20 protein-coding genes are annotated in these 18,999 nt (G+C 69.3%); 18 read left to right on the forward strand and 2 right to left on the reverse strand.

The window, feature by feature from the left end; genetic code table 11:
* Positions 1-14: 14 nt before the first annotated feature.
* Positions 15-425 (forward strand): transcription antitermination factor NusB, encoded by a 411-nt coding sequence (gene nusB / locus ACFYRU_RS17285; RefSeq protein ID WP_387659402.1) that lies wholly within the window; start codon positions 15-17, stop codon positions 423-425.
* A 167-nt stretch (positions 426-592) separates the two neighbouring features.
* Here the strand turns inward: nusB and ACFYRU_RS17290 are convergent, their stop codons facing one another.
* Positions 593-1,108, reverse strand: coding sequence for a transcriptional regulator (locus ACFYRU_RS17290; protein ID WP_141851350.1), 516 nt, complete (start codon positions 1,106-1,108; stop codon positions 593-595).
* Positions 1,109-1,312: 204 nt separating this feature from the next.
* Here ACFYRU_RS17290 and pyrR point away from each other — a divergent pair, with 204 nt between their 5' ends.
* Genes pyrR through pyrF form a run of 8 tightly spaced genes read left to right on the forward strand, consistent with a single transcriptional unit; the run spans position 1,313 to position 10,934 of the window.
* Complete coding sequence (gene pyrR, locus ACFYRU_RS17295) at positions 1,313-1,906, forward strand: bifunctional pyr operon transcriptional regulator/uracil phosphoribosyltransferase PyrR (protein ID WP_387659405.1); 594 nt, start codon at positions 1,313-1,315, stop codon at positions 1,904-1,906.
* Positions 1,903-2,838, forward strand: a complete 936-nt coding sequence (locus tag ACFYRU_RS17300; RefSeq protein WP_387659408.1) for an aspartate carbamoyltransferase catalytic subunit — start codon at positions 1,903-1,905, stop codon at positions 2,836-2,838. Before pyrR ends, ACFYRU_RS17300 begins: the two co-directional genes overlap by 4 nt.
* Positions 2,835-4,127: a dihydroorotase gene (locus tag ACFYRU_RS17305; protein WP_387659411.1), complete on the forward strand. Its 1,293-nt coding sequence runs from the start codon at positions 2,835-2,837 to the stop codon at positions 4,125-4,127. The genes ACFYRU_RS17300 and ACFYRU_RS17305 overlap by 4 nt, the downstream gene beginning before the upstream one ends.
* Positions 4,124-4,609 (forward strand): hypothetical protein, encoded by a 486-nt coding sequence (locus ACFYRU_RS17310; RefSeq protein ID WP_387659414.1) that lies wholly within the window; start codon positions 4,124-4,126, stop codon positions 4,607-4,609. Before ACFYRU_RS17305 ends, ACFYRU_RS17310 begins: the two co-directional genes overlap by 4 nt.
* Positions 4,606-5,739 (forward strand): glutamine-hydrolyzing carbamoyl-phosphate synthase small subunit, encoded by a 1,134-nt coding sequence (gene carA, locus ACFYRU_RS17315; protein WP_387659415.1) that lies wholly within the window; start codon positions 4,606-4,608, stop codon positions 5,737-5,739. The genes ACFYRU_RS17310 and carA overlap by 4 nt, the downstream gene beginning before the upstream one ends.
* The gene (carB, locus tag ACFYRU_RS17320; RefSeq protein ID WP_387659417.1) at positions 5,739-9,041 is read left to right on the forward strand and encodes a carbamoyl-phosphate synthase large subunit; all 3,303 of its coding nucleotides are present in this window, start codon (positions 5,739-5,741) and stop codon (positions 9,039-9,041) included. The genes carA and carB overlap by 1 nt, the downstream gene beginning before the upstream one ends.
* Positions 9,034-10,098 (forward strand): quinone-dependent dihydroorotate dehydrogenase, encoded by a 1,065-nt coding sequence (locus ACFYRU_RS17325; protein ID WP_387659419.1) that lies wholly within the window; start codon positions 9,034-9,036, stop codon positions 10,096-10,098. The genes carB and ACFYRU_RS17325 overlap by 8 nt, the downstream gene beginning before the upstream one ends.
* Positions 10,095-10,934, forward strand: coding sequence for an orotidine-5'-phosphate decarboxylase (gene pyrF / locus ACFYRU_RS17330; RefSeq protein ID WP_387659421.1), 840 nt, complete (start codon positions 10,095-10,097; stop codon positions 10,932-10,934). Before ACFYRU_RS17325 ends, pyrF begins: the two co-directional genes overlap by 4 nt.
* 70 nt (positions 10,935-11,004) lie before the next feature.
* On the opposite strand, the gene ACFYRU_RS17335 is transcribed toward pyrF, so the two are convergent.
* Positions 11,005-11,850, reverse strand: coding sequence for a LysR family transcriptional regulator (locus ACFYRU_RS17335; protein WP_387659422.1), 846 nt, complete (start codon positions 11,848-11,850; stop codon positions 11,005-11,007).
* A gap of 69 nt (positions 11,851-11,919) precedes the next feature.
* On the opposite strand from ACFYRU_RS17335, the gene ACFYRU_RS17340 reads away from it, so the two are divergent.
* From ACFYRU_RS17340 to metK, 9 genes are all read left to right on the forward strand, one after another.
* Entirely contained in the window at positions 11,920-12,885 is a 966-nt protein-coding gene (locus tag ACFYRU_RS17340) for a DMT family transporter (RefSeq protein WP_387659425.1), read from the forward strand.
* 9 nt (positions 12,886-12,894) lie between these two features.
* On the forward strand, positions 12,895-13,275 hold the full coding sequence (locus ACFYRU_RS17345) for a hypothetical protein (protein ID WP_387659427.1): 381 nt from the start codon (positions 12,895-12,897) through the stop codon (positions 13,273-13,275).
* A 101-nt stretch (positions 13,276-13,376) separates the two neighbouring features.
* Positions 13,377-13,751 (forward strand): hypothetical protein, encoded by a 375-nt coding sequence (locus ACFYRU_RS17350; RefSeq protein ID WP_387659429.1) that lies wholly within the window; start codon positions 13,377-13,379, stop codon positions 13,749-13,751.
* A gap of 98 nt (positions 13,752-13,849) precedes the next feature.
* Positions 13,850-14,164, forward strand: a complete 315-nt coding sequence (gene mihF, locus ACFYRU_RS17355) for an integration host factor, actinobacterial type (protein ID WP_141851332.1) — start codon at positions 13,850-13,852, stop codon at positions 14,162-14,164.
* 53 nt (positions 14,165-14,217) lie between these two features.
* Positions 14,218-14,838: a guanylate kinase gene (gmk, locus tag ACFYRU_RS17360; protein WP_387659432.1), complete on the forward strand. Its 621-nt coding sequence runs from the start codon at positions 14,218-14,220 to the stop codon at positions 14,836-14,838.
* 2 nt (positions 14,839-14,840) lie between these two features.
* Positions 14,841-15,146, forward strand: coding sequence for a DNA-directed RNA polymerase subunit omega (rpoZ, locus tag ACFYRU_RS17365; protein WP_141851330.1), 306 nt, complete (start codon positions 14,841-14,843; stop codon positions 15,144-15,146).
* A gap of 12 nt (positions 15,147-15,158) precedes the next feature.
* The gene (gene coaBC / locus ACFYRU_RS17370) at positions 15,159-16,397 is read left to right on the forward strand and encodes a bifunctional phosphopantothenoylcysteine decarboxylase/phosphopantothenate--cysteine ligase CoaBC (RefSeq protein WP_387659436.1); all 1,239 of its coding nucleotides are present in this window, start codon (positions 15,159-15,161) and stop codon (positions 16,395-16,397) included.
* 41 nt (positions 16,398-16,438) lie between these two features.
* Positions 16,439-17,551, forward strand: a complete 1,113-nt coding sequence (locus ACFYRU_RS17375) for a winged helix DNA-binding domain-containing protein (RefSeq protein ID WP_387659438.1) — start codon at positions 16,439-16,441, stop codon at positions 17,549-17,551.
* A gap of 188 nt (positions 17,552-17,739) precedes the next feature.
* Positions 17,740-18,933 (forward strand): methionine adenosyltransferase, encoded by a 1,194-nt coding sequence (metK, locus tag ACFYRU_RS17380; RefSeq protein ID WP_387659441.1) that lies wholly within the window; start codon positions 17,740-17,742, stop codon positions 18,931-18,933.
* Positions 18,934-18,999: the final 66 nt, after the last annotated feature.

Consider the following 18,999-nt stretch of genomic DNA (forward strand, 5'->3'; position numbering starts at 1 on the left):
CGGCAAAAGAGAACATGTCTGCCCGGAGCAAGGCCCGCAAGCGCGCCCTCGACGTGCTGTTCGAGTCCGAGGTGAGGGGGCTGCCGGTCGGTGGCACCCTGGCCGACCGGGTGGCCGACAACGACCCGCCGGTGAACGAGTTCACCGTGGCGCTGGTCGAGGGTGTCGCGAAACACATCGAGCAGATCGACGAACTGCTCGAGACCCACTCGGTGGGCTGGACGCTGGACCGGATGCCGGCCGTCGACCGGAACATCCTGCGGATCGGTGCCTACGAGCTCCTGTACGACGACCAGGTCCCGGACGTGGTCGCGGTGAGCGAGGCAGTGGCGCTGGCGCGGGACCTGTCGACCGACGAGTCCCCGACGTTCGTGAACGGGCTGCTGGCCCGGCTGCTGCAGTTGAAGCCGACCCTCGGCCTCTGACATTCGGAGGGGGCGAGACCCTCTCTTCTGCTGCTACCTGGCCCGGTGACCGTCTCGGTACGGTCCCGGGCCACCTTTGTGCGCGGTGGTGCTGAGCGGTGTGGGAAGGCGGGCGGCCGCGGGCCAGCTGCTACAAGCCCCGACCGTCTACATGCCTTCGCCTGGAATCAGGCGCCGGCGGCCTCGGACGACTCTTCGACGTCACCCTTCGCCTCGGGGTTCAGGACACCCCAGGAGATGAAGCGCTCGGTCAGCGTCGTCGGCGACTCGTCGTAGATCACCGCGAGCGTCCGCATGTCGTCCTGACGGATCGACAGCACCTTGCCGTTGTAGTCCCCACGCTGAGCCTGGATCGTGGCCGCGTACCGCGTCAGCGGACCGGCCTCGCTCGCGTCGAGGTGTTGCAGAGCCTCCAGGTCGAGGATCAACCGTGGCGGAGCGGCAGCCGCAGCAGCCGCGCTGGCGTTCCCAGGAAGCAGTTCACGGATCGGTACGCCGTAGAAATCGGCGAGTTCCGCGAGCTTCTGGACCGTGACGGCTCGATCGCCGCGCTCGTACGAGCCGACGACGACCGCCTTCCAGCGACCCTTGGACTTCTCTTCCACGCCATGCAGCGACAGCCCTTGCTGCTGGCGGATGGCACGTAACTTGCCACCCAGTGTCTTCGCGTATTCGCTAGGCACGCTGGTTCTTCCCTCCGACTAGTTCGTCATTCCGGCCTGCCGGAACAGCCCGGTTCTGGTGAACCCCCCTCGATTACACAGAGTAACAATATTCTGGGGGCGAGGCCAGCGTCAAGACGGCGTGTCACATCCGATACCATGTCAAGCGGTCCGAACGTCCTTTAAAGACCTGTCCCGAGAGACAGAAAAGGAGGAACGGTAGCGATGAGCCCTGCCCAGAGCGCAGAGCAACCCGAGCTCGCGGAGCCGCTGGAACGCAGCAGCCGCGAAGTCCTCGACGCTTCCGACATTTCCCGGGCACTGACCCGGATCGCGCACGAGATCCTCGAGCGCAACCGCGGTGCCGACCCGGTCGTCCTGCTCGGCATCCCGACCCGCGGAGTCCCGCTGGCGCAGCGCGTCTCCGCGCGGATCCAGGCCGTCGAGGGGCAGAGCGTACCGACGGGGTCACTCGACGTGACGATGTACCGCGACGACATCGGTCTCAAACCACCCCGTGGCCTGGAACACACCGACATCCCGGCGGACGGCATCGACGGCAAGGTCGTGGTCCTCGTCGACGACGTGCTGTTCTCCGGCCGGACGATCCGCGCCGCGCTGGACGCCCTCGGCGACATCGGCCGCCCGCGCGCGGTCCAGCTCGCGGTCCTGGTCGACCGCGGCCACCGGGAACTGCCGATCCGCGCCGACTACGTCGGCAAGAACCTGCCCACCTCGCTGGTCGAGCGGGTCACCGTGCACCTGGACGAGTTCGACGGAGAAGACGCCGTGCTGATCGCCGACAAGGGGGCGAAGTGAAGCATCTGCTGAGCGCGGCCGACCTGAGCCGGGACGAGGCGAACCTGATCCTCGACACCGCCGAGGAGATGCGGTCGCTGGCCGACCGCCCGATCAAGAAGCTGCCCGCGCTGCGCGGCCGGACCGTGGTGAACCTGTTCTTCGAGGACTCCACCCGGACCCGGATCTCGTTCGAGGCCGCCGCCAAGCGGCTGTCCGCGGACGTCATCAACTTCTCCGCCAAGGGCTCCAGCGTGAGCAAGGGCGAGAGCCTGAAGGACACCGCGCTGACGCTGCAGGCGATGGGCGCCGACGGGGTCGTCTGCCGGCACGGTTCGTCCGGCGCGCCGCACCTGCTGGCGAAGTCCGGCTGGATGACCGGCTCGGTGGTGAACGCCGGTGACGGCACCCACGAGCACCCGACGCAGGCGCTGCTCGACGCGTTCACGATGCGCCGCCACCTCGGCTCGCTGGAGGGCCGCCGGATCACGATCGTCGGCGACGTCCTGCACTCCCGGGTGGCGCGGTCGAACGTACTGCTGCTGTCCACGCTCGGCGCCGAGGTGACCGTGGTCTCCCCGCCGACGCTGCTGCCGGTGGACATGAGCAACTGGCCGTGCGTGACGTCGTACGACTTCGACTCCGTACTGCCGAAGAGCGACGCGGTGATGATGCTGCGGGTGCAGCGGGAGCGGATGAACGACGCGTTCTTCCCGAGCGCCCGCGAGTACACCCGCCGCTACGGGCTCGACCGGAACCGGATGGCGCAACTGCCGGACGAGGCGATCGTGCTGCACCCCGGCCCGATGAACCGCGGGATGGAGATCAGCGCCGAGGTCGCCGACTCGACCCGCTCGGTGATCGTCGAACAGGTCACGAACGGCGTGGCGATCCGGATGGCCGTCCTCTACCTGCTGTTGTCCGGTACCAACGAAGGAGAACCCACAGCATGACCGCATACTTCATCACCGGCGCCCGCATCGTGGGCGGTGACGTGGCGGACCTGCTGATCGACAACGGCGAGATCGTTGCTGTCGGCACTGACCTGGCCAAGCCCGAGGGCGCCGAGACGATCGACGCCACCGGGCTGGTCGCGCTGCCCGGCCTGGTCGACCTGCACACGCACCTGCGCGAGCCGGGCCGCGAGGACGCCGAGACCGTCTTCACCGGCACCCGGGCCGCCGCCAAGGGCGGGTTCACCGCGGTGTTCGCGATGGCCAACACCGACCCGGTCGCCGACACCGCGGGTGTCGTCGAGCAGGTCTGGCGGCTCGGCCGGGACGCGGGGTACGCCGACGTCTACCCGATCGGCGCGGTCACCGTCGGCCGGAAGGGTACGCAACTCGCGGAGCTCGGCGCGATGGCCGACTCGGCCGCCCGGGTCCGGGTGTTCTCCGACGACGGTGACTGTGTCTGGGACGCCGCGCTGATGCGCCGCGCGCTCGAGTACGTGAAGGCGTTCGACGGCGTGATCGCCCAGCACGCGCAGGAGCCGCGGCTGACGCAGGGCGCGCAGATGAACGAGGGCGCCCTGTCCGGCGTACTCGGCCTGACCGGATGGCCGAGCGTCGCCGAGGAGGCGATCATCGCCCGCGACATCCTGCTGAACGCGCACGTCGGATCGAAGCTGCACATCTGCCACCTCTCCACCAAGGGCTCGGTGGAGATCGTCCGCGCCGCCAAGCGCCGCGGGCTCGAGGTAACCGCCGAGGTCACCCCGCACCACCTGCTGCTGACCGAGGACCTGGCCGCGTCGTACAACCCGGTGTACAAGGTGAACCCGCCGCTGCGTACCAAGGCGGACGTCGAGGCGGTCCGGGAGGGTCTGGCCGACGGCACGATCGACATCGTCGCCACCGACCACGCCCCGCACCCGGTCGAGGACAAGGACTGCGAGTGGAGCGCGGCGGCGTTCGGGATGACCGGGCTGGAGACGGCGCTGAGCGTCGTACAGCACGCGATGATCGACACCGAGCTGCTCACCTGGGCCGACGTCGCGGACCGGATGAGCTACCGGCCCGCCGCGATCGGTCAGACCGCCGACCACGGGCAGCCGCTGGTCGCCGGGGCGCCCGCGAACGTGGTGCTGTACGACCCGCGCGTCGAGCGGACCGTCGTACCCGAGGAGTCGGTGTCGCTGTCGCGGAACACGCCGTTCGACGGAATGACGCTGCCGGGCAAGGTCGTCGCGACCTTCCTGCGCGGTACGCCGACCGTCCTGGACGGTGAGCTGACGAAGTGAAGGCCTTCCTGGGCATTCTCGGCACGCTGCTGATCCTCGCGGCGGGCTACTTCGGGATGTACCGGGGTTGGCGGAACCGCCAGTCCCGGCAGGCCGACCTGGCGCCGCTGCCCACGGCACCGGACAACGAGACCCGCGGAGTCGAAGGCGTGTACGTCGCCACGACGACCGCCGGCGACTGGATGGACCGGATCGCCGTCCACGAACTGGGCGTCCGCAGCGTCGCGGACCTGGCCGTCAGCGCGGACGGCCTGATCTTCCACCGGCAGGGCGCGGCGGATGTCTTCATCCCCGCCGATCACCTGACCGCCGTCCGGACCGACCAAGGCATCGCCGGCAAGGTGACCGCGGAGAAGTCCGGCCTGGTGGTGGTCACGTGGACCCACGACGGCCGTTCGCTGGACACGGGGTTCCGGCCCCGCCGCAAGGCCGACACCGCCGCCCTGACCGAATCCATCTCGACCCTGATCGGAGCATCATGAGCCAGCCTGCCCAGAAAAAGGCACTGCTGGTCCTGGAGGACGGCCGGGCCTTTACCGGTACGTCGTACGGGGCGACCGGATCCACGTTCGGCGAGGCGGTGTTCACCACCGGCATGACCGGGTACCAGGAGACACTGACCGACCCGTCGTACCACCGGCAGATCGTCACCCAGACCGCGCCGCACATCGGCAACACCGGGATCAACGACGAGGACGACGAGTCGCAGAAGATCTGGGTCGCCGGGTACGTCGTCCGTGATCCCGCCCGGGTGCCGTCGAACTGGCGCGCCAAGCGCTCGCTCGACGACCAGCTGCAGGCGCAGAACATCGTCGGCATCTCCGGGATCGACACCCGCGCGCTGACCCGGCACCTGCGCGAACGCGGCGCGATGCGGGCCGGCATCTCCACCGAGATCCTGGACGCCGGCGAACTGCTGAAGAAGGTGCTGGAGCAGCCGCCGATGGTCGGCGCCGACCTCGCGGCCGAGGTGACGACGTTCGAGCCGTACGTCGTGCCGGCCGAAGGCGAACGCCGGTTCACCGTGGTGGCACTCGACCTCGGGATCAAGTCGATGACGCCCAAGCGGATGTCCGAGCGGGGCATCGAGGTGCACGTCTTCCCGGCGACGGCGTCGCTGGACGAGATCCTCGCGGTGAACCCGGACGGCATCTTCATGAGCAACGGGCCGGGTGACCCGGAGACCACCGAACACCCGACGACGCTGCTCAAGGAGCTGTTGCAGCGCGGCAAGCCGTACTTCGGGATCTGCTTCGGCAACCAGGTGTTCGGGCGGGCGCTCGGGCTCGGGACGTTCAAGCTGAAGTACGGGCACCGCGGCATCAACCAGCCGGTGCTCGACCGGGCCACCGGCAAGGTCGAGATCACCGCGCAGAACCACGGGTTCGCCGTGGACGCGCCGCTCGACTCGGTGGTGGAGACGCCGTACGGAACCGCTGAGGTGTCGCATGTTTCGCTCAACGACAACGTCGTCGAGGGCCTTCGACTGACCGGGAACGACGGTCGGGTGCTGGCGTTCTCGGTGCAGTACCACCCTGAAGCGGCAGCAGGTCCGCACGATTCCGCGTACCTGTTCGATCGCTTCGTAGAGCTGATGGAGGGGCGGGCCTGATGCCACGTCGTACAGACATCGAGTCGGTGCTCGTCATCGGCTCCGGCCCGATCGTGATCGGGCAGGCCTGCGAGTTCGACTACTCCGGGACCCAGGCGTGCCGGGTGCTGCGCGAGGAGGGCTTCCGCGTCGTCCTGGTGAACTCCAATCCGGCCACGATCATGACCGACCCGGAGTTCGCGGACGCGACGTACGTCGAGCCGATCACGCCGGAGTACGTCGAGAAGGTGATCGAGAAGGAGCGCCCGAACGCGCTGCTCGCCACCCTCGGCGGCCAGACCGCGCTGAACGCCGCGATCGCGCTGCACGAGAACGGCGTGCTGGAGAAGTACGGTGTGGAGCTGATCGGCGCGTCCGTCGACGCGATCCAGCGCGGTGAGAACCGGGAGTCGTTCAAGCACATCGTCGAGAAGCTGGGCGCCTCCGTCGCCCGGTCGGTGATCTGCCACTCGCTGGACGACGTGATGGGTGCGGCCGGCCAGCTCGGGTACCCGCTCGTCGTCCGGCCGTCGTTCACGATGGGCGGCGTCGGCAGCGGGATGGCGTACGACGAGGCCGACCTGCGCCGGATCGCCGGCGCCGGGCTGCACGCCTCGCCGACGACCGAGGTGCTGATCGAGGAGTCGATCCTCGGCTGGAAGGAGTACGAGCTGGAGGTGATGCGCGACAAGGCCGACAACGTCGTGATCATCTGCTCGATCGAGAACGTCGACCCGATGGGCGTGCACACCGGCGACTCGGTGACCGTCGCACCGGCGATGACGCTGACCGACCGCGAGTACCAGGTCATGCGGGACCTCGCCATCGGCATCATCCGCGAGGTCGGCGTCGACACCGGCGGCTGCAACATCCAGTTCGCGGTGAACCCGGCCGACGGCCGGCTGATCGTGATCGAGATGAACCCGCGGGTGTCGCGGTCCTCGGCGCTGGCGTCCAAAGCGACCGGCTTCCCGATCGCGAAGATCGCCGCGAAGGTCGCGATCGGCTACACGCTGGACGAGATCCCGAACGACATCACCCGGCAGACCCCGGCGAGCTTCGAGCCGACGCTGGACTACGTGGTGGTGAAGGTGCCGCGGTTCGCGTTCGAGAAGTTCCCGGCCGCGGACGCCACGCTGACCACGCACATGAAGAGCGTCGGCGAGGCGATGGCGATCGGCCGCAACTACACCGAGGCGCTGCAGAAGGCGCTGCGTTCGCTGGAGAAGCCGGAGGCCCGGTTCTCCTGGGCCGGGCAGCCCTCCGAACTCGGCCCGTTGCTGGAGGCAATCAAAACTCCGCACGACGGCCGGCTGCGGACGATCATGGACGCGATCCGGGCCGGGGCGACTCCGGAGCAGATCTTCGATGCGACGAAGATCGACCCGTGGTTCGTGGACCAGCTGTACCTGATCCACGAGACGGCGCTGCAGGTGGCGGCCGCGCCGCGGTTGACGCCCGAGGTGATCAAGCTCGCGAAGCGGCACGGGTTCAGCGACCTGCAGCTGGCGGAGATCCGCGGGCTGACCGAGGACGTCGTCCGGGGTGTACGGCAGGCGCTCGGGATCCGGCCGGTCTACAAGACCGTCGACACCTGCGCGGCCGAGTTCAAGGCGGAGACGCCGTACCACTACTCGTCGTACGACGAGGAGACCGAGGTCGCGCCGCGGACCGAGCCGGCCGTGCTGATCCTCGGCTCCGGGCCGAACCGGATCGGGCAGGGGATCGAGTTCGACTACTCCTGCGTGCACGCGTCGATGGCGCTGCGCGAGGCCGGGTACTGCACCGTGATGGTGAACTGCAACCCGGAGACGGTCTCGACCGACTACGACACCTCCGACCGGCTCTACTTCGAGCCGCTCACCTGCGAGGACGTGCTCGAGATCGTGTACGCCGAGATGCAGGCCGGCCCGGTCGCGGGCGTGATCGTGCAGCTCGGCGGCCAGACGCCGCTGGGGCTGGCGCAGCGGCTCGCGGACGCCGGCGTACCGATCGTCGGGACGTCGCCGGCGGCGATCCACCTCGCCGAGGAGCGCGGCGCGTTCGGGAAAGTACTGGCGGACGCACAGCTGCCGGCGCCGAAGCACGGTACGGCGATGTCCGCCGAGGCCGCGCACGAGGTCGCCGCGGAGATCGGGTTCCCGGTGCTCGTCCGGCCGTCGTACGTGCTGGGTGGTCGCGGGATGGAGATCGTGTACAGCTCCGCCGAGCTGAGCGCGGCGCTGGAGCGGCTGAGCGCCGGATCCGGCTCGTGGGAGCACCCGGTGCTGATCGACCGGTTCCTCGACGACGCGGTGGAGATCGACGTCGACGGGCTGTTCGACGGCGACGAGCTGTTCCTCGGCGGCGTGATGGAGCACATCGAGGAGGCCGGGGTGCACTCGGGCGACTCGTCGTGCGCGCTGCCGCCGATCACGCTCGGGAACGCCGACATCGAGAACATCCGCCGGTCCACGGAGGCGATCGCGCGCGGGGTCGGCGTACGCGGGCTGCTGAACGTGCAGTACGCGCTGGCCGGCGACGTGCTGTACGTACTGGAGGCGAACCCGCGGGCGTCGCGGACGGTGCCGTTCGTGTCGAAGGCGACCGCCACGCCGCTGGCCAAGGCGGCCGCTCGGGTAATGCTCGGTGCGTCGATCTCCGAGCTGCGTTCGGAGGGCCTGTTGCCGGCGTCGGGTGACGGCGGGACGCTGCCGGCGTCGACGCCGATCGCGGTGAAGGAGGCCGTGATGCCGTTCAACCGGTTCCGGACCATCGACGGGGCGTCGGTGGACACGGTGCTCGGGCCCGAGATGCGCTCCACCGGTGAGGTGATGGGCATCGACGACACGTTCGGTACGGCGTTCGCCAAGTCGCAGGCGGGGGCGTCGCAGCCGCTGCCCGCGGCCGGGAAGGTGTTCGTGTCGGTCGCGAACCGGGACAAGCGGCACATGATCTTCCCGGTCAAGCGGCTGGCGGACCTCGGGTTCCAGATCTATGCGACCGAAGGTACGGCCGACGTACTGCGGCGCAACGGCGTCGAGGCTGTCACGGTGCGGAAGAGCAGCCAGGGGCCGGGGCCGAACGGTGAGCCGACGATCGTGCAGATGGTGCAGGACGGCGAACTCAACCTGATCGTCAACACTCCGATCGGGATCACCCAAGGTGGGTCGCCACGCCTCGACGGGTACGAGATCCGCAGCGCAGCCGTCGCCCGCAACATCCCGTGTATCACCACGGTCCAGGGCCTGGCCGCCGCAGTCCAAGGCATCGAAGCCCAACGCTCCGGCGACATAGCAGTCCGCTCCCTCCAGGACTGGGTCCCGAGGATCCACGGTGCCTGAGCCGGCGGTGCGGGCGCGGCGGTCGGCGTACGAGCGGGTGGTGCGGCCGGTGCTCTACCGGCTGGGGCGTGGGGATGCGGAGGTCGCACATGAGCAGACGCTCGCCGGCCTCCGCCTCCTCGGCCGCATCCCCGGCGCCCCGCGCGCCGGGGCGCGCCTCTTCGGTGTGCCCTCACCTCGGACCGTGTTCGGGGTTCGGTTTCCGTCGCCCGTGGGGCTTGCGGCGGGGATGGACAAGAACGGCGTCGCGTTGCGGGCTTGGCCTGCGATCGGGTTCGGGTTTGTGGAAGTGGGGACTGTTACCGCGCATCCGCAGCCGGGGAACGACAAACCGCGCCTCTTCCGCCTGGTCGAGCATGAAGCGGTGATCAACCGGATGGGGTTCAACAACCTCGGCAGCGCCGCACTGGCCGAGCGGTTGGCGGCGTACGGCGAGCTCGGTTACCCGCTCGGGATCTCGATCGGCAAGTCGAAGATCACCCCGCTCGAGGAGGCGGTCGAGGACTACGTGACCTCGCTGCGACGGCTGTACCGGTACGGCGACTACTTCGCGGTCAACGTCAGCTCCCCGAACACCCCGGGCCTGCGCGAACTCCAGGACGCCGGCCACCTCAAGGAGCTGCTCACCGCCCTCCACGCCGAGGCGCAGGCGCTGACCGTCACCGGACTCGACCCGAAGCCGATCCTGGTCAAGATCGCCCCCGACCTCACCACCACGGCGATCGACGAACTCCTCCAGGTCTGCACCGACACCGGCGTCGCCGGCATCATCGCCACCAACACCACCATCGGCCGCCCCGGCGTCGAATCCCACCCGCTGGCCAAGCAAACCGGCGGCCTCTCCGGCAGACCTCTGACCGAAATCTCCGCAAAGGTGATCACCCACATCCACCACGAGACCGGGGGAGCACTACCCGTCATCGGTGTGGGCGGGATCGTCGACCCGGCCGACGCACTGAGGTTGTTCGACGCCGGCGCCAGTCTCGTTCAAATCTACACAGGACTGATTTACCGCGGCCCAGGACTGATCCGCCAGATCAACAGGAGCTTGCCATGAGCAACAACAAACCCTTCGGCGCGAGCCTGCGGGCCGCGATGGACACCCGTGGCCCGCTGTGCGTCGGCATCGATCCGCACGCCCACCTGCTGGACGCGTGGGGTCTGCCGGACACGGTCGAGGGCCTGGCGTCGTTCACGTACGGGGTGGTCGACGCGCTCGCGGACCGGGTCGCGGTGTTCAAGCCGCAGTCGGCGTTCTTCGAGCGGTTCGGTTCGGCCGGTGTCGCCGTACTCGAGCAGGCCACGATCCGGCTCCGCGACGCCGGTGCGCTGGTGATCATCGACGCGAAGCGCGGTGACATCGGTACGACGATGGCCGGGTACGCGTCGGCGTACCTGTCCGAGAAGGGCCCGCTGGCGTGCGACGCGCTCACGGTCAGCCCGTACCTCGGGTTCGGCTCGCTGCAGCCCGCGATCGACGAGGCCCGCGAGGCCGGCGCCGGCCTGTTCGTACTCGCGCTGACGTCGAACCCGGAAGGCCCGCAGTTCCAGTCCGCCCGCACCGCCGACGGCTCGACCGTCGCCGGCGCGGTGCTGGCCGGTCTGCGGGACCTGAACGCGGACGCCGACGTCCTCGGCTCGTTCGGCGCGGTCGTTGGCGCGACCATCAGTTCGACCGACGAGAACCTGGACATCAACGGCCCCCTCCTGGCCCCCGGCCTAGGCGCCCAGGGCGGCACCGCCGAGAGTCTCACCAGAGTCTTCGGCCCAGCCGTCCGCAACGTAGTCCCATCCAGCTCCCGCGAGATCCTCGGAGCCGGCCCGGACGCCAAGGCCCTCCAAGACGCCGCCTCCCGCGCCAACGACACCTACCGAACGGCCCTGGGCTACTGACGGAGTCGTGGAGGATGGCTCCCGCCCCGGCTGCCTGCCGCCACTTCCCACGACTCGACGGCGGAGCGAGTCAATCCTCGTAGAGGCGGGCGAGTAGGTCTACGGCGGCTTGGGTGGCCGGGTGCGGGTCCTCGCGGGGCCAGATGAGGTGGACGTCGACCGGCGGAGCGTCCCGCACGGGGCGGTACGTGACGCCGTCGCGCCGGTACTGCGTCGTGGTGGCCTGCGGGGTCATCCCGACGCAGCGGCCGGAGGCGATCGCGGCGAGCCAGTCGTCGACGTCCTGGGTGTATTCGATCGCCGGGCGCGCGTCCTCCGGCCACAGGTCGGCCGTGGTGCTGCCGGTACGGCGGTCGATGACCAGCGTCCGCGTACGGAGCTGGTCGAGCGTCACGGCGCGCTTCCGGGTGAGCGGGTCGTCGGCCGGCAGCGCGCAGTACCGCCGTTCCTGGGTGAGCAGTACGTGCGCGAACCGGCGGAGGTCGAGGTGGCTGCGGACGACGGCGAGGTCGCAGAGTCCTTCGGCGAGGCCGCCGGTGGTCGTGTTGGTGCGGATCAGCTGGAGTTCGATGCCGGGGTGTTCGGCGGCCCACCGACGCTGGAACTCGCGGGTGTGGCTGCCGAACGCCGACCACGCGTGGCCGACCCGCAGCCGGGTGTGACCGCTGGTCGCCTCGGCCACCAGCTCGTCGAGCTCGGCGAGGATGTGCCGGGCTCGCGCCAGCACCCGGACCCCGGCGGTGGTCGGGGTGAGCGAGCGGCTGGTGCGGTGCAGCAGCCGGACGCCGAGTTCGCGTTCGAGCGCGAGCAGGTTCCGGGAGACGGCGGCCTGGGAGATCCCGAGCTCGATCGCGGCGTCGGTGAACGTACCGGAGTCGACGATCTCGACCAGGCACCGCAGCTGCCGGATATCCATGACTCCAGCGTATAGATCGCCAAGCTCGTGCATTTTGCGCCAGGCCTTCGTGCGCGGATTCTCGGCAGGGTGAGGCGCGACAGGTTGACCGGAGTGGTGATGATGCTCGGCAGCGGGCTGTCGACGCAGATCGGTGCGTCGGTGGCGGCGCTGGCGTTCCCGGTAATCGGCCCGGCAGGAGTGGTCGCGATCCGGCAGTGGGTCGCGGCAATCGTCCTGCTCGCGATCGGCCGCCCGCGCCTCCGAACAATCACAGCTGCGCAATGGCGACTCGTCGTCGCCCTGGCCGGTGTCTTCGCGGTCATGAACCTGTCCCTCTACACCGCCATCTCCCGCGTCGGGCTCGGTCTGGGAGTAACGCTGGAGTTCCTCGGTCCGCTCTCCGTTGCATTGCTGGGCTCTCGGCGCGCTCTCGACCTGGTATGCGCACTCGTAGCCGCACCCGCCGTCGTCGTACTGGCCCGCCCACAACCAACAACGGACTACCTAGGCATCGCCCTCGGCCTGCTCGCCGCGCTGTGCTGGGCGTTCTACATCCTCCTCAACCGCCGCATCGGCAGAGAGTTGCCGGGCGCAACCGGTTCCGCGGCGGCCGCCGGTTTGTCCGGCACCGCGTACGTCCCGGTCGGCATCGTCGTACTGCTGCACCATCCCGCGACGCTCGCCGCGGTGTCGTACGCGCTGGTCGCCGGCGTGCTGTCGTCGGCCGTACCGTTCCTGGTCGACGTACTCAGCCTGAGAAGGGTCTCGGCCCAGTTCTTCGGCGTGTTCATGAGCGTCAACCCCGTACTGGCGGCCCTCGTCGGCCTCGTCGTACTGCATCAGCGGCTCGCGACGCCCGACTGGATCGCGATCCTCGTGATTGTTGCCTCCAACGCTGTAGCTGTGACGTTCGGCGCTGACGCAGTACGTCACAACCCGGTTCCAGTCCCGGAGTGCGACGTTGTTCACGGCGCGCCGGAGCCGGCGATGACCCCCGCGTTCGGAAAGGTGTCGGCGGACGGGGAGCGACGGTCTTCCCGCAGGACACAGTGAAGGAACACGATGCGGAAGCTGGCAGCCCTCGCGGCCGTTGTGACGATGAGTGTTGGCGCCCTGACGGCTTGCTCGAGTGGCAATTACTGCGACAACCTGAAGGGCTACGTCGACTCGGCGAAGGACCTGGACATCAAGGATTCCAACGCCGTCGGCAAGATGCTGGACCAGGCCAAGAAGGTGGAGAAGTCGGCGCCGAAGGACCTCCAGGACGACTGGAAGACCATCATCGACTACGCCGAGAAGGCGCAGGCGGCCAAGGGCGACACCAACAAGCTGATGGAGCTGGCCAAGAGCGACGGCTCCAAGATCACCCCCGCCATGGAGGCGATCACCAAGCAGGCGAAGGACAGCTGCAAGATCGACCTGCCGGGCGCCGGCGCGAACTGATCCGCAGCCCTGTGTAAGCCCTGTGCACGCCCTGCGCGGGCCTGGTGGGACGGCTCTGCCCGTTCCGTTCCACCGGCCCGGCCGGGTAGTAGCGTGACGCTGTGAAGCGAACACTCGCCGTTCTGATGACCGTGGCTACCGGTGCCGGCCTGTTGACTGCCTGTACCGACGACCAGGCCTACTGTGTCGATCTCGCCAAGTACGCCGCCAAGGCGGTCGACGTCGACCCGCAGAAGCCGGTCGACTACGTGAAGATCCTGGACGACGCGAAGAAGCTCCAGGGCTCGGCTCCGAAGGACGTCAAGGACGACTGGGGCGTCGTCGTCGCGTTCGCCGAGAAGGCCAAGAAGGCCGGCTCCGACGCGGCCGCGCTGGGCAAGCTGACGAAGGAGACGCCGAAGGTGATGACGGCGTACAAGAACATCACCAGCCAGGCCAAGGACAGCTGCAAGGTCGACCTCCCGGCCCTGAAGTGACGACTCCGCCCGACATCTGCCCGACGCCCGACTGATCGCGGGCTCAACCCGTGTTAGGTTCCCTTGCGAAGCCATACAACGGGACAGGTGAAACAACGGTGCCACTTCCTACTTTGACTCCGGAGCAGCGTGCGGCGGCTCTGGACAAGGCCGCGGCGGCGCGGCGTGAACGAGCCGAGATCAAGAACCGGATCCGGCACTCGGGAGCGTCTCCGACGGAGGTGCTGCACGAGGGGCAGACGAACGACGTGATCGGCAAGATGCGGGTCAGCCAGCTGCTGCAGTGCATCCCGGGCGTCGGCAAGGTCCGGGCGCAGCAGATCATGGAGCGGGCGGGGATCTCGGAGACCCGGCGGGTCCGCGGCCTCGGTTCGAACCAGATCGCCGCGCTCGAGCGCGAATTCGCAGAGTGATCCAGGTGAGCCAGAGCAAAACCCTGACTGGCTCGTTGGACACTGGTGTGACGATGACCACGCACCCGAACGGCCCCGCCCCCACTGACGCCGGTGACCGGCCGCCGGCCCGGTTGACCGTCCTGGCCGGCCCGACCGCGGTCGGCAAGGGGACGGTGGCGGCCGACATCCGCGAGCGGTTCCCGGACATCTGGATCTCGGTCTCGGCGACCACCCGCAAGCCGCGGCCGAACGAGGTGCACGGCGTGCACTACCTGTTCGTGTCCGACGCCGAGTTCGACCGGATGATCGCCGACGGCGAACTGCTGGAGTGGGCGGTCGTGCACAAGGCCGCCCGGTACGGAACACCCCGGCAGCCGGTGCTGGACATGCTGGCCACCGGCCGGCCCGCACTGCTGGAGATCGACCTGCAGGGCGCCCGGCAGGTCCGCGAGACGATGCCGGACGCACAGTTCGTGTTCCTGGCCCCGCCGAGCTGGGACGAACTGGTGCGCCGGCTGGTCGGTCGCGGCACCGAGTCCGCCGCGGAGCGTGAGCGCCGGCTCGAGACCGCGGTGCTGGAGCTCGCGGCCGAGAAGGAGTTCGACGTGACGATCGTGAACGCCTCGGTTCGGGAGGCTGCCGATCAGTTGGTAAAGTTGATTCGATCACCCTCCATCTCTGGAAAGAGCTGAACTTGTCTGGCAACCAGCCCGTCGCCATCGGCATCACCTCCCCGCCGATCGACGACCTGCTCACCCACACCGACTCCAAGTACAAGCTCGTGCTGTACTCGGCCAAGCGGGCGCGGCAGATCAACGCCTACTACTCGCAGCTCGGCGAGGGCCTGCTGGAGTACGTCGGACCGCTGGTCGAGACGCACGTCCAGGAGAAGCCGCTGTCGATCGCGATGCGCGAGATCAACGAGGGCGTGCTGACCTGCACCGACATCGACCCCGAGGCCGAGGCGGAAGCCGCCGCGGCCGCGGAGAAGTCCGAGTAACCCGGACCTCTCGTGCCCACGCACAAGCCGAACGTCGTGCTCGGTGTCGGCGGCGGCATCGCGGCGTACAAGGTCTGTGACCTGCTGCGGCGGCTGACCGAGTCCGGGCACAGTGTCCGGGTGGTGCCGACGGCTGCCGCGCTGGAGTTCGTCGGCGCGGCCACCTGGGCGGCGCTGTCCGGGCAGCCGGTGACGGCGGACCCGTTCGAAGACGTGCAGGAGGTTCCGCACGTCCGGATCGGCAAGGCCGCGGAGCTGGTCGTGGTCGCACCGGCCACCGCGAACCTGATCGCCAAGGCCGCGCACGGACTCGCCGACGACCTGCTCACGAACACGCTGCTCACCGCGCGCTGCCCGATCCTGTTCGCGGCCGCGATGCACACCGAGATGTGGGAGCACCCGGCCACCCAGGCGAACGTCGAGACCCTGCGCTCGCGCGGGATCACGGTCCTCGACCCGGCCGTCGGCCGGCTGACCGGCGCCGACACCGGCCGCGGCCGGCTGCCGGAGCCGTCGGAGATCTTCGCGATCAGCCAGCTGATGCTCGCCGACGAGGCGGCCCGCGCCGCCGGTCAGGCGGTCGCCGACCTGACCGGCAAACACGTACTGATCAGCGCCGGCGGCACCCGTGAACACCTCGACCCGGTGCGCTACCTGGGCAACTCCTCGTCCGGCAAGCAGGGCTACGCGCTGGCCCGGATCGCCGCCGCCCGCGGCGCGAAGGTCACGCTGGTCGCGGCCAACTCCGAACTGCCCGACCCGGCCGGCGTCCAGGTCGTCCCGGTCGTCTCGGCCCAGGACCTGTACGACGAGATCACCGGCCGCGCCGCCGACGCGGACGCGATCGTGATGGCCGCGGCGGTCGCGGACTTCCGCCCCGCGGACGTGGTCGAGCACAAGATCAAGAAGACCGCCGACGGCGCCGTACCGGCGGTCAACCTGGTGCAGAACCCGGACATCCTGAACACCATCTCGCACGACCGAGCCCGCCCCGACCAGGTGATCGTCGGGTTCGCGGCCGAGACCGGCGACGCCGACCACACGGTGCTCGAGCTCGGCCGGGCCAAACTCGACCGCAAGGGCTGCGACCTGCTGGTCGTCAACGACGTCTCCGGCGGCAAGGTCTTCGGCAGCGACCTCAACGAAGCCGTCATCCTCGACCGCTCGGGCAACGCCCTCCCGGTCCCCTCCGGCAGCAAGGACGCCCTGGCCGGCGTCATCTGGAACCTCGTCGCCACCCACTGGTCCTAAGAGGACAGAACCTGTCCGCTTCTCCACGTACCTTCGTCGGTATGGAGATCAGTTGGCAGGCTGTCGTGGCGCGGCGGACGCGGCGGCACGGGCTGGTCGAGCCCGTAGGTACGCCGGTGGACGCGGTGCGCGGGATGTGCGGGGCGCACGCGCAGATCGCGGCCGCGGGAGAGTTGTCCGTGGCGCTCCGGGTTGACGGCGCGGATCGGGCTTCGGTGCAGCGCGACGAAGGGCTGGTCAAGACGTTCGGGCCGCGGGGGACCGTGCATCTGTTGCCGCTCGAGGACCTGCCGATGTGGACCGGGGCCTTGTCGGCGCTGCCGTCGAACGGGCAGCAGCCGGTACCGATCCGGATGAGCGCGGACGAGATCGACCAGATCGTCGCCGCGATCGGCGAGGCGCTCGCGCACGACGATCTGACCGTCGACGAGTTGACCGAGGAAGTCGTACGGCGGACCGGCGAGTGGGCCCGTACGCCGACGATCCCCGCGTTCCAGGGCGCGTGGGCGCGGTGGCGGCAGGCTGTCTACGTGGCGGCGCACGCCGGCGTGCTGTGTCACGGGCCGATGCGCGGGCGGCTCACGACGTACTCGAATCCGCACCGGCTGCGCCCGTTCGACCCGATGCCCGGGGAGAAGGCCCTCACCGAGCTCCTGCACCGCTACCTGTACTCCTACGGCCCGGCGACACCGCAGCAGTTCGCGCGTTGGCTCAACGTGACGCCGACGACGGTCAGGCAGTACTTCGAGGATCTCCCGCAGGTCATGCTCAACGGCGAGACGGCGTGGGTCGCGCCCGGCGACGAGGACTTCCCGGACGAGCGAGCCGAGGGCGTACGGCTGCTGCCGTACTTCGACGCGTACGGAGTCGGCAGCTTCCCGCGGGAACTGCTCTTCCCGGGTAAGGCGTTCGAACGGGCGACCGCCCGCGGCCAGGCCGGGAACTATCCGCTGCTGCTCGTCGACGGCGTCGTCGCGGGCGTCTGGCACCAGCGGAAGTCCGGCCGGACACTGCACGTGACCGTCGAGGCGCTGAGCCCGCTGAACCGGCGTCGCCGCAGGCTGCTGGAGGCCGAGGTGGACCGTGTAGGGGCCGTTCTCGGTGCTGCGCCATCGCTCACACTCGGCCACGTGACGGTCGGCGCGCACGCGTGAAACCCGTCCCCGCGTCCAGTATGTGATCAGCGATCTCGGATTGCGGATAAATTCGGAGCGTCGCCGGGCCTGCGGGGGAAACTGCTGGCATACTTCCCAGATGCATCGCCAACCGCCGGTGCATGGGGGGATCGCGCGGCCGTGCCAACGCGCAGCCGGGCGGCACACGAGGAATTCGAGGGAGAACTGTGGCGAGGCGCCTTTTCACGTCCGAGTCCGTGACCGAGGGTCACCCGGACAAGATCGCTGACCAGATCAGCGACTCCATCCTCGACGCGTTGCTGGCCGAGGACCCGAAGAGCCGGGTCGCGGTCGAGACCCTGATCACCACGGGTCTCGTAGTCGTCGCGGGTGAGGTCACCACGACGGCGTACGTCGACATCCCGGGGATCGTGCGGTCGCGCATCCTCGAGATCGGCTACGACTCGTCCCTGAAGGGCTTCGACGGCGCGTCCTGTGGGGTGCAGGTCGCGATCGGGAGCCAGTCGCCGGACATCGCGCAGGGCGTCGACACGGCGTACGAGACGCGCTCCGACGCGTCCAAGGACGAACTGGACCTGCAGGGGGCGGGCGACCAGGGACTGATGTTCGGCTACGCGTCGAACGAGACGCCGGAGCTGATGCCGCTGCCGATCACGATCGCGCACCGGCTGTCCGAGCGGCTCGCCGAGGTGCGCAAGAACGGCACCCTGGCGTACCTGCGGCCGGACGGCAAGACCCAGGTCACCATCGAGTACGACGGCGACCGCGCGGTCCGGGTCGACACCGTGGTGGTGTCCAGCCAGCACGCGGCCGACATCAACCTGGACACGATGCTGACGCCGGACATCAAGAAGCACGTCGTCGACCCGGTGCTCGAGCAGTTCGACATCGACGCGGCCGACTACAAGCTGCTGGTGAACCCGACCGGCCGGTTCGAGATCGGCGGCCCGATGGGCGACGCCGGGCTGACCGGGCGGAAGATCATCATCGACACCTACGGCGGCATGGCCCGGCACGGCGGCGGCGCGTTCTCCGGCAAGGACCCGTCGAAGGTGGACCGTTCGGCGGCGTACGCGATGCGCTGGGTGGCGAAGAACATCGTCGCGGCCGGGCTCGCGGACCGGGTCGAGTGCCAGGTCGCGTACGCGATCGGCAAGGCCGCTCCGGTCGGCTTCTACGTCGACACGTTCGGCACCGAGAAGGTCGAGGTCGGCAAGATCGCCGACGCGGTCCGCGAGGTCTTCGACCTGCGGCCGGCCGCGATCATCCGCGACCTCGAGCTGCTCCGGCCGATCTACGCCCAGACCGCGCGGAACGGCCACTTCGGCCGCACCGGCGAGGACTTCACCTGGGAGCGCACGGACCGCGTCGAGGCCCTCAAGGCCGCGGTCAACAAGTAGGCACGGCATACCCGGCCCGGCCCCCTCGCGAGGGGGCCGGGCCGTCGGTTGTCCACAGGCGAGGCG

The sequence above is a fragment of the Kribbella sp. NPDC004536 genome (assembly GCF_042873835.1).
Taxonomy (GTDB): domain Bacteria; phylum Actinomycetota; class Actinomycetes; order Propionibacteriales; family Kribbellaceae; genus Kribbella.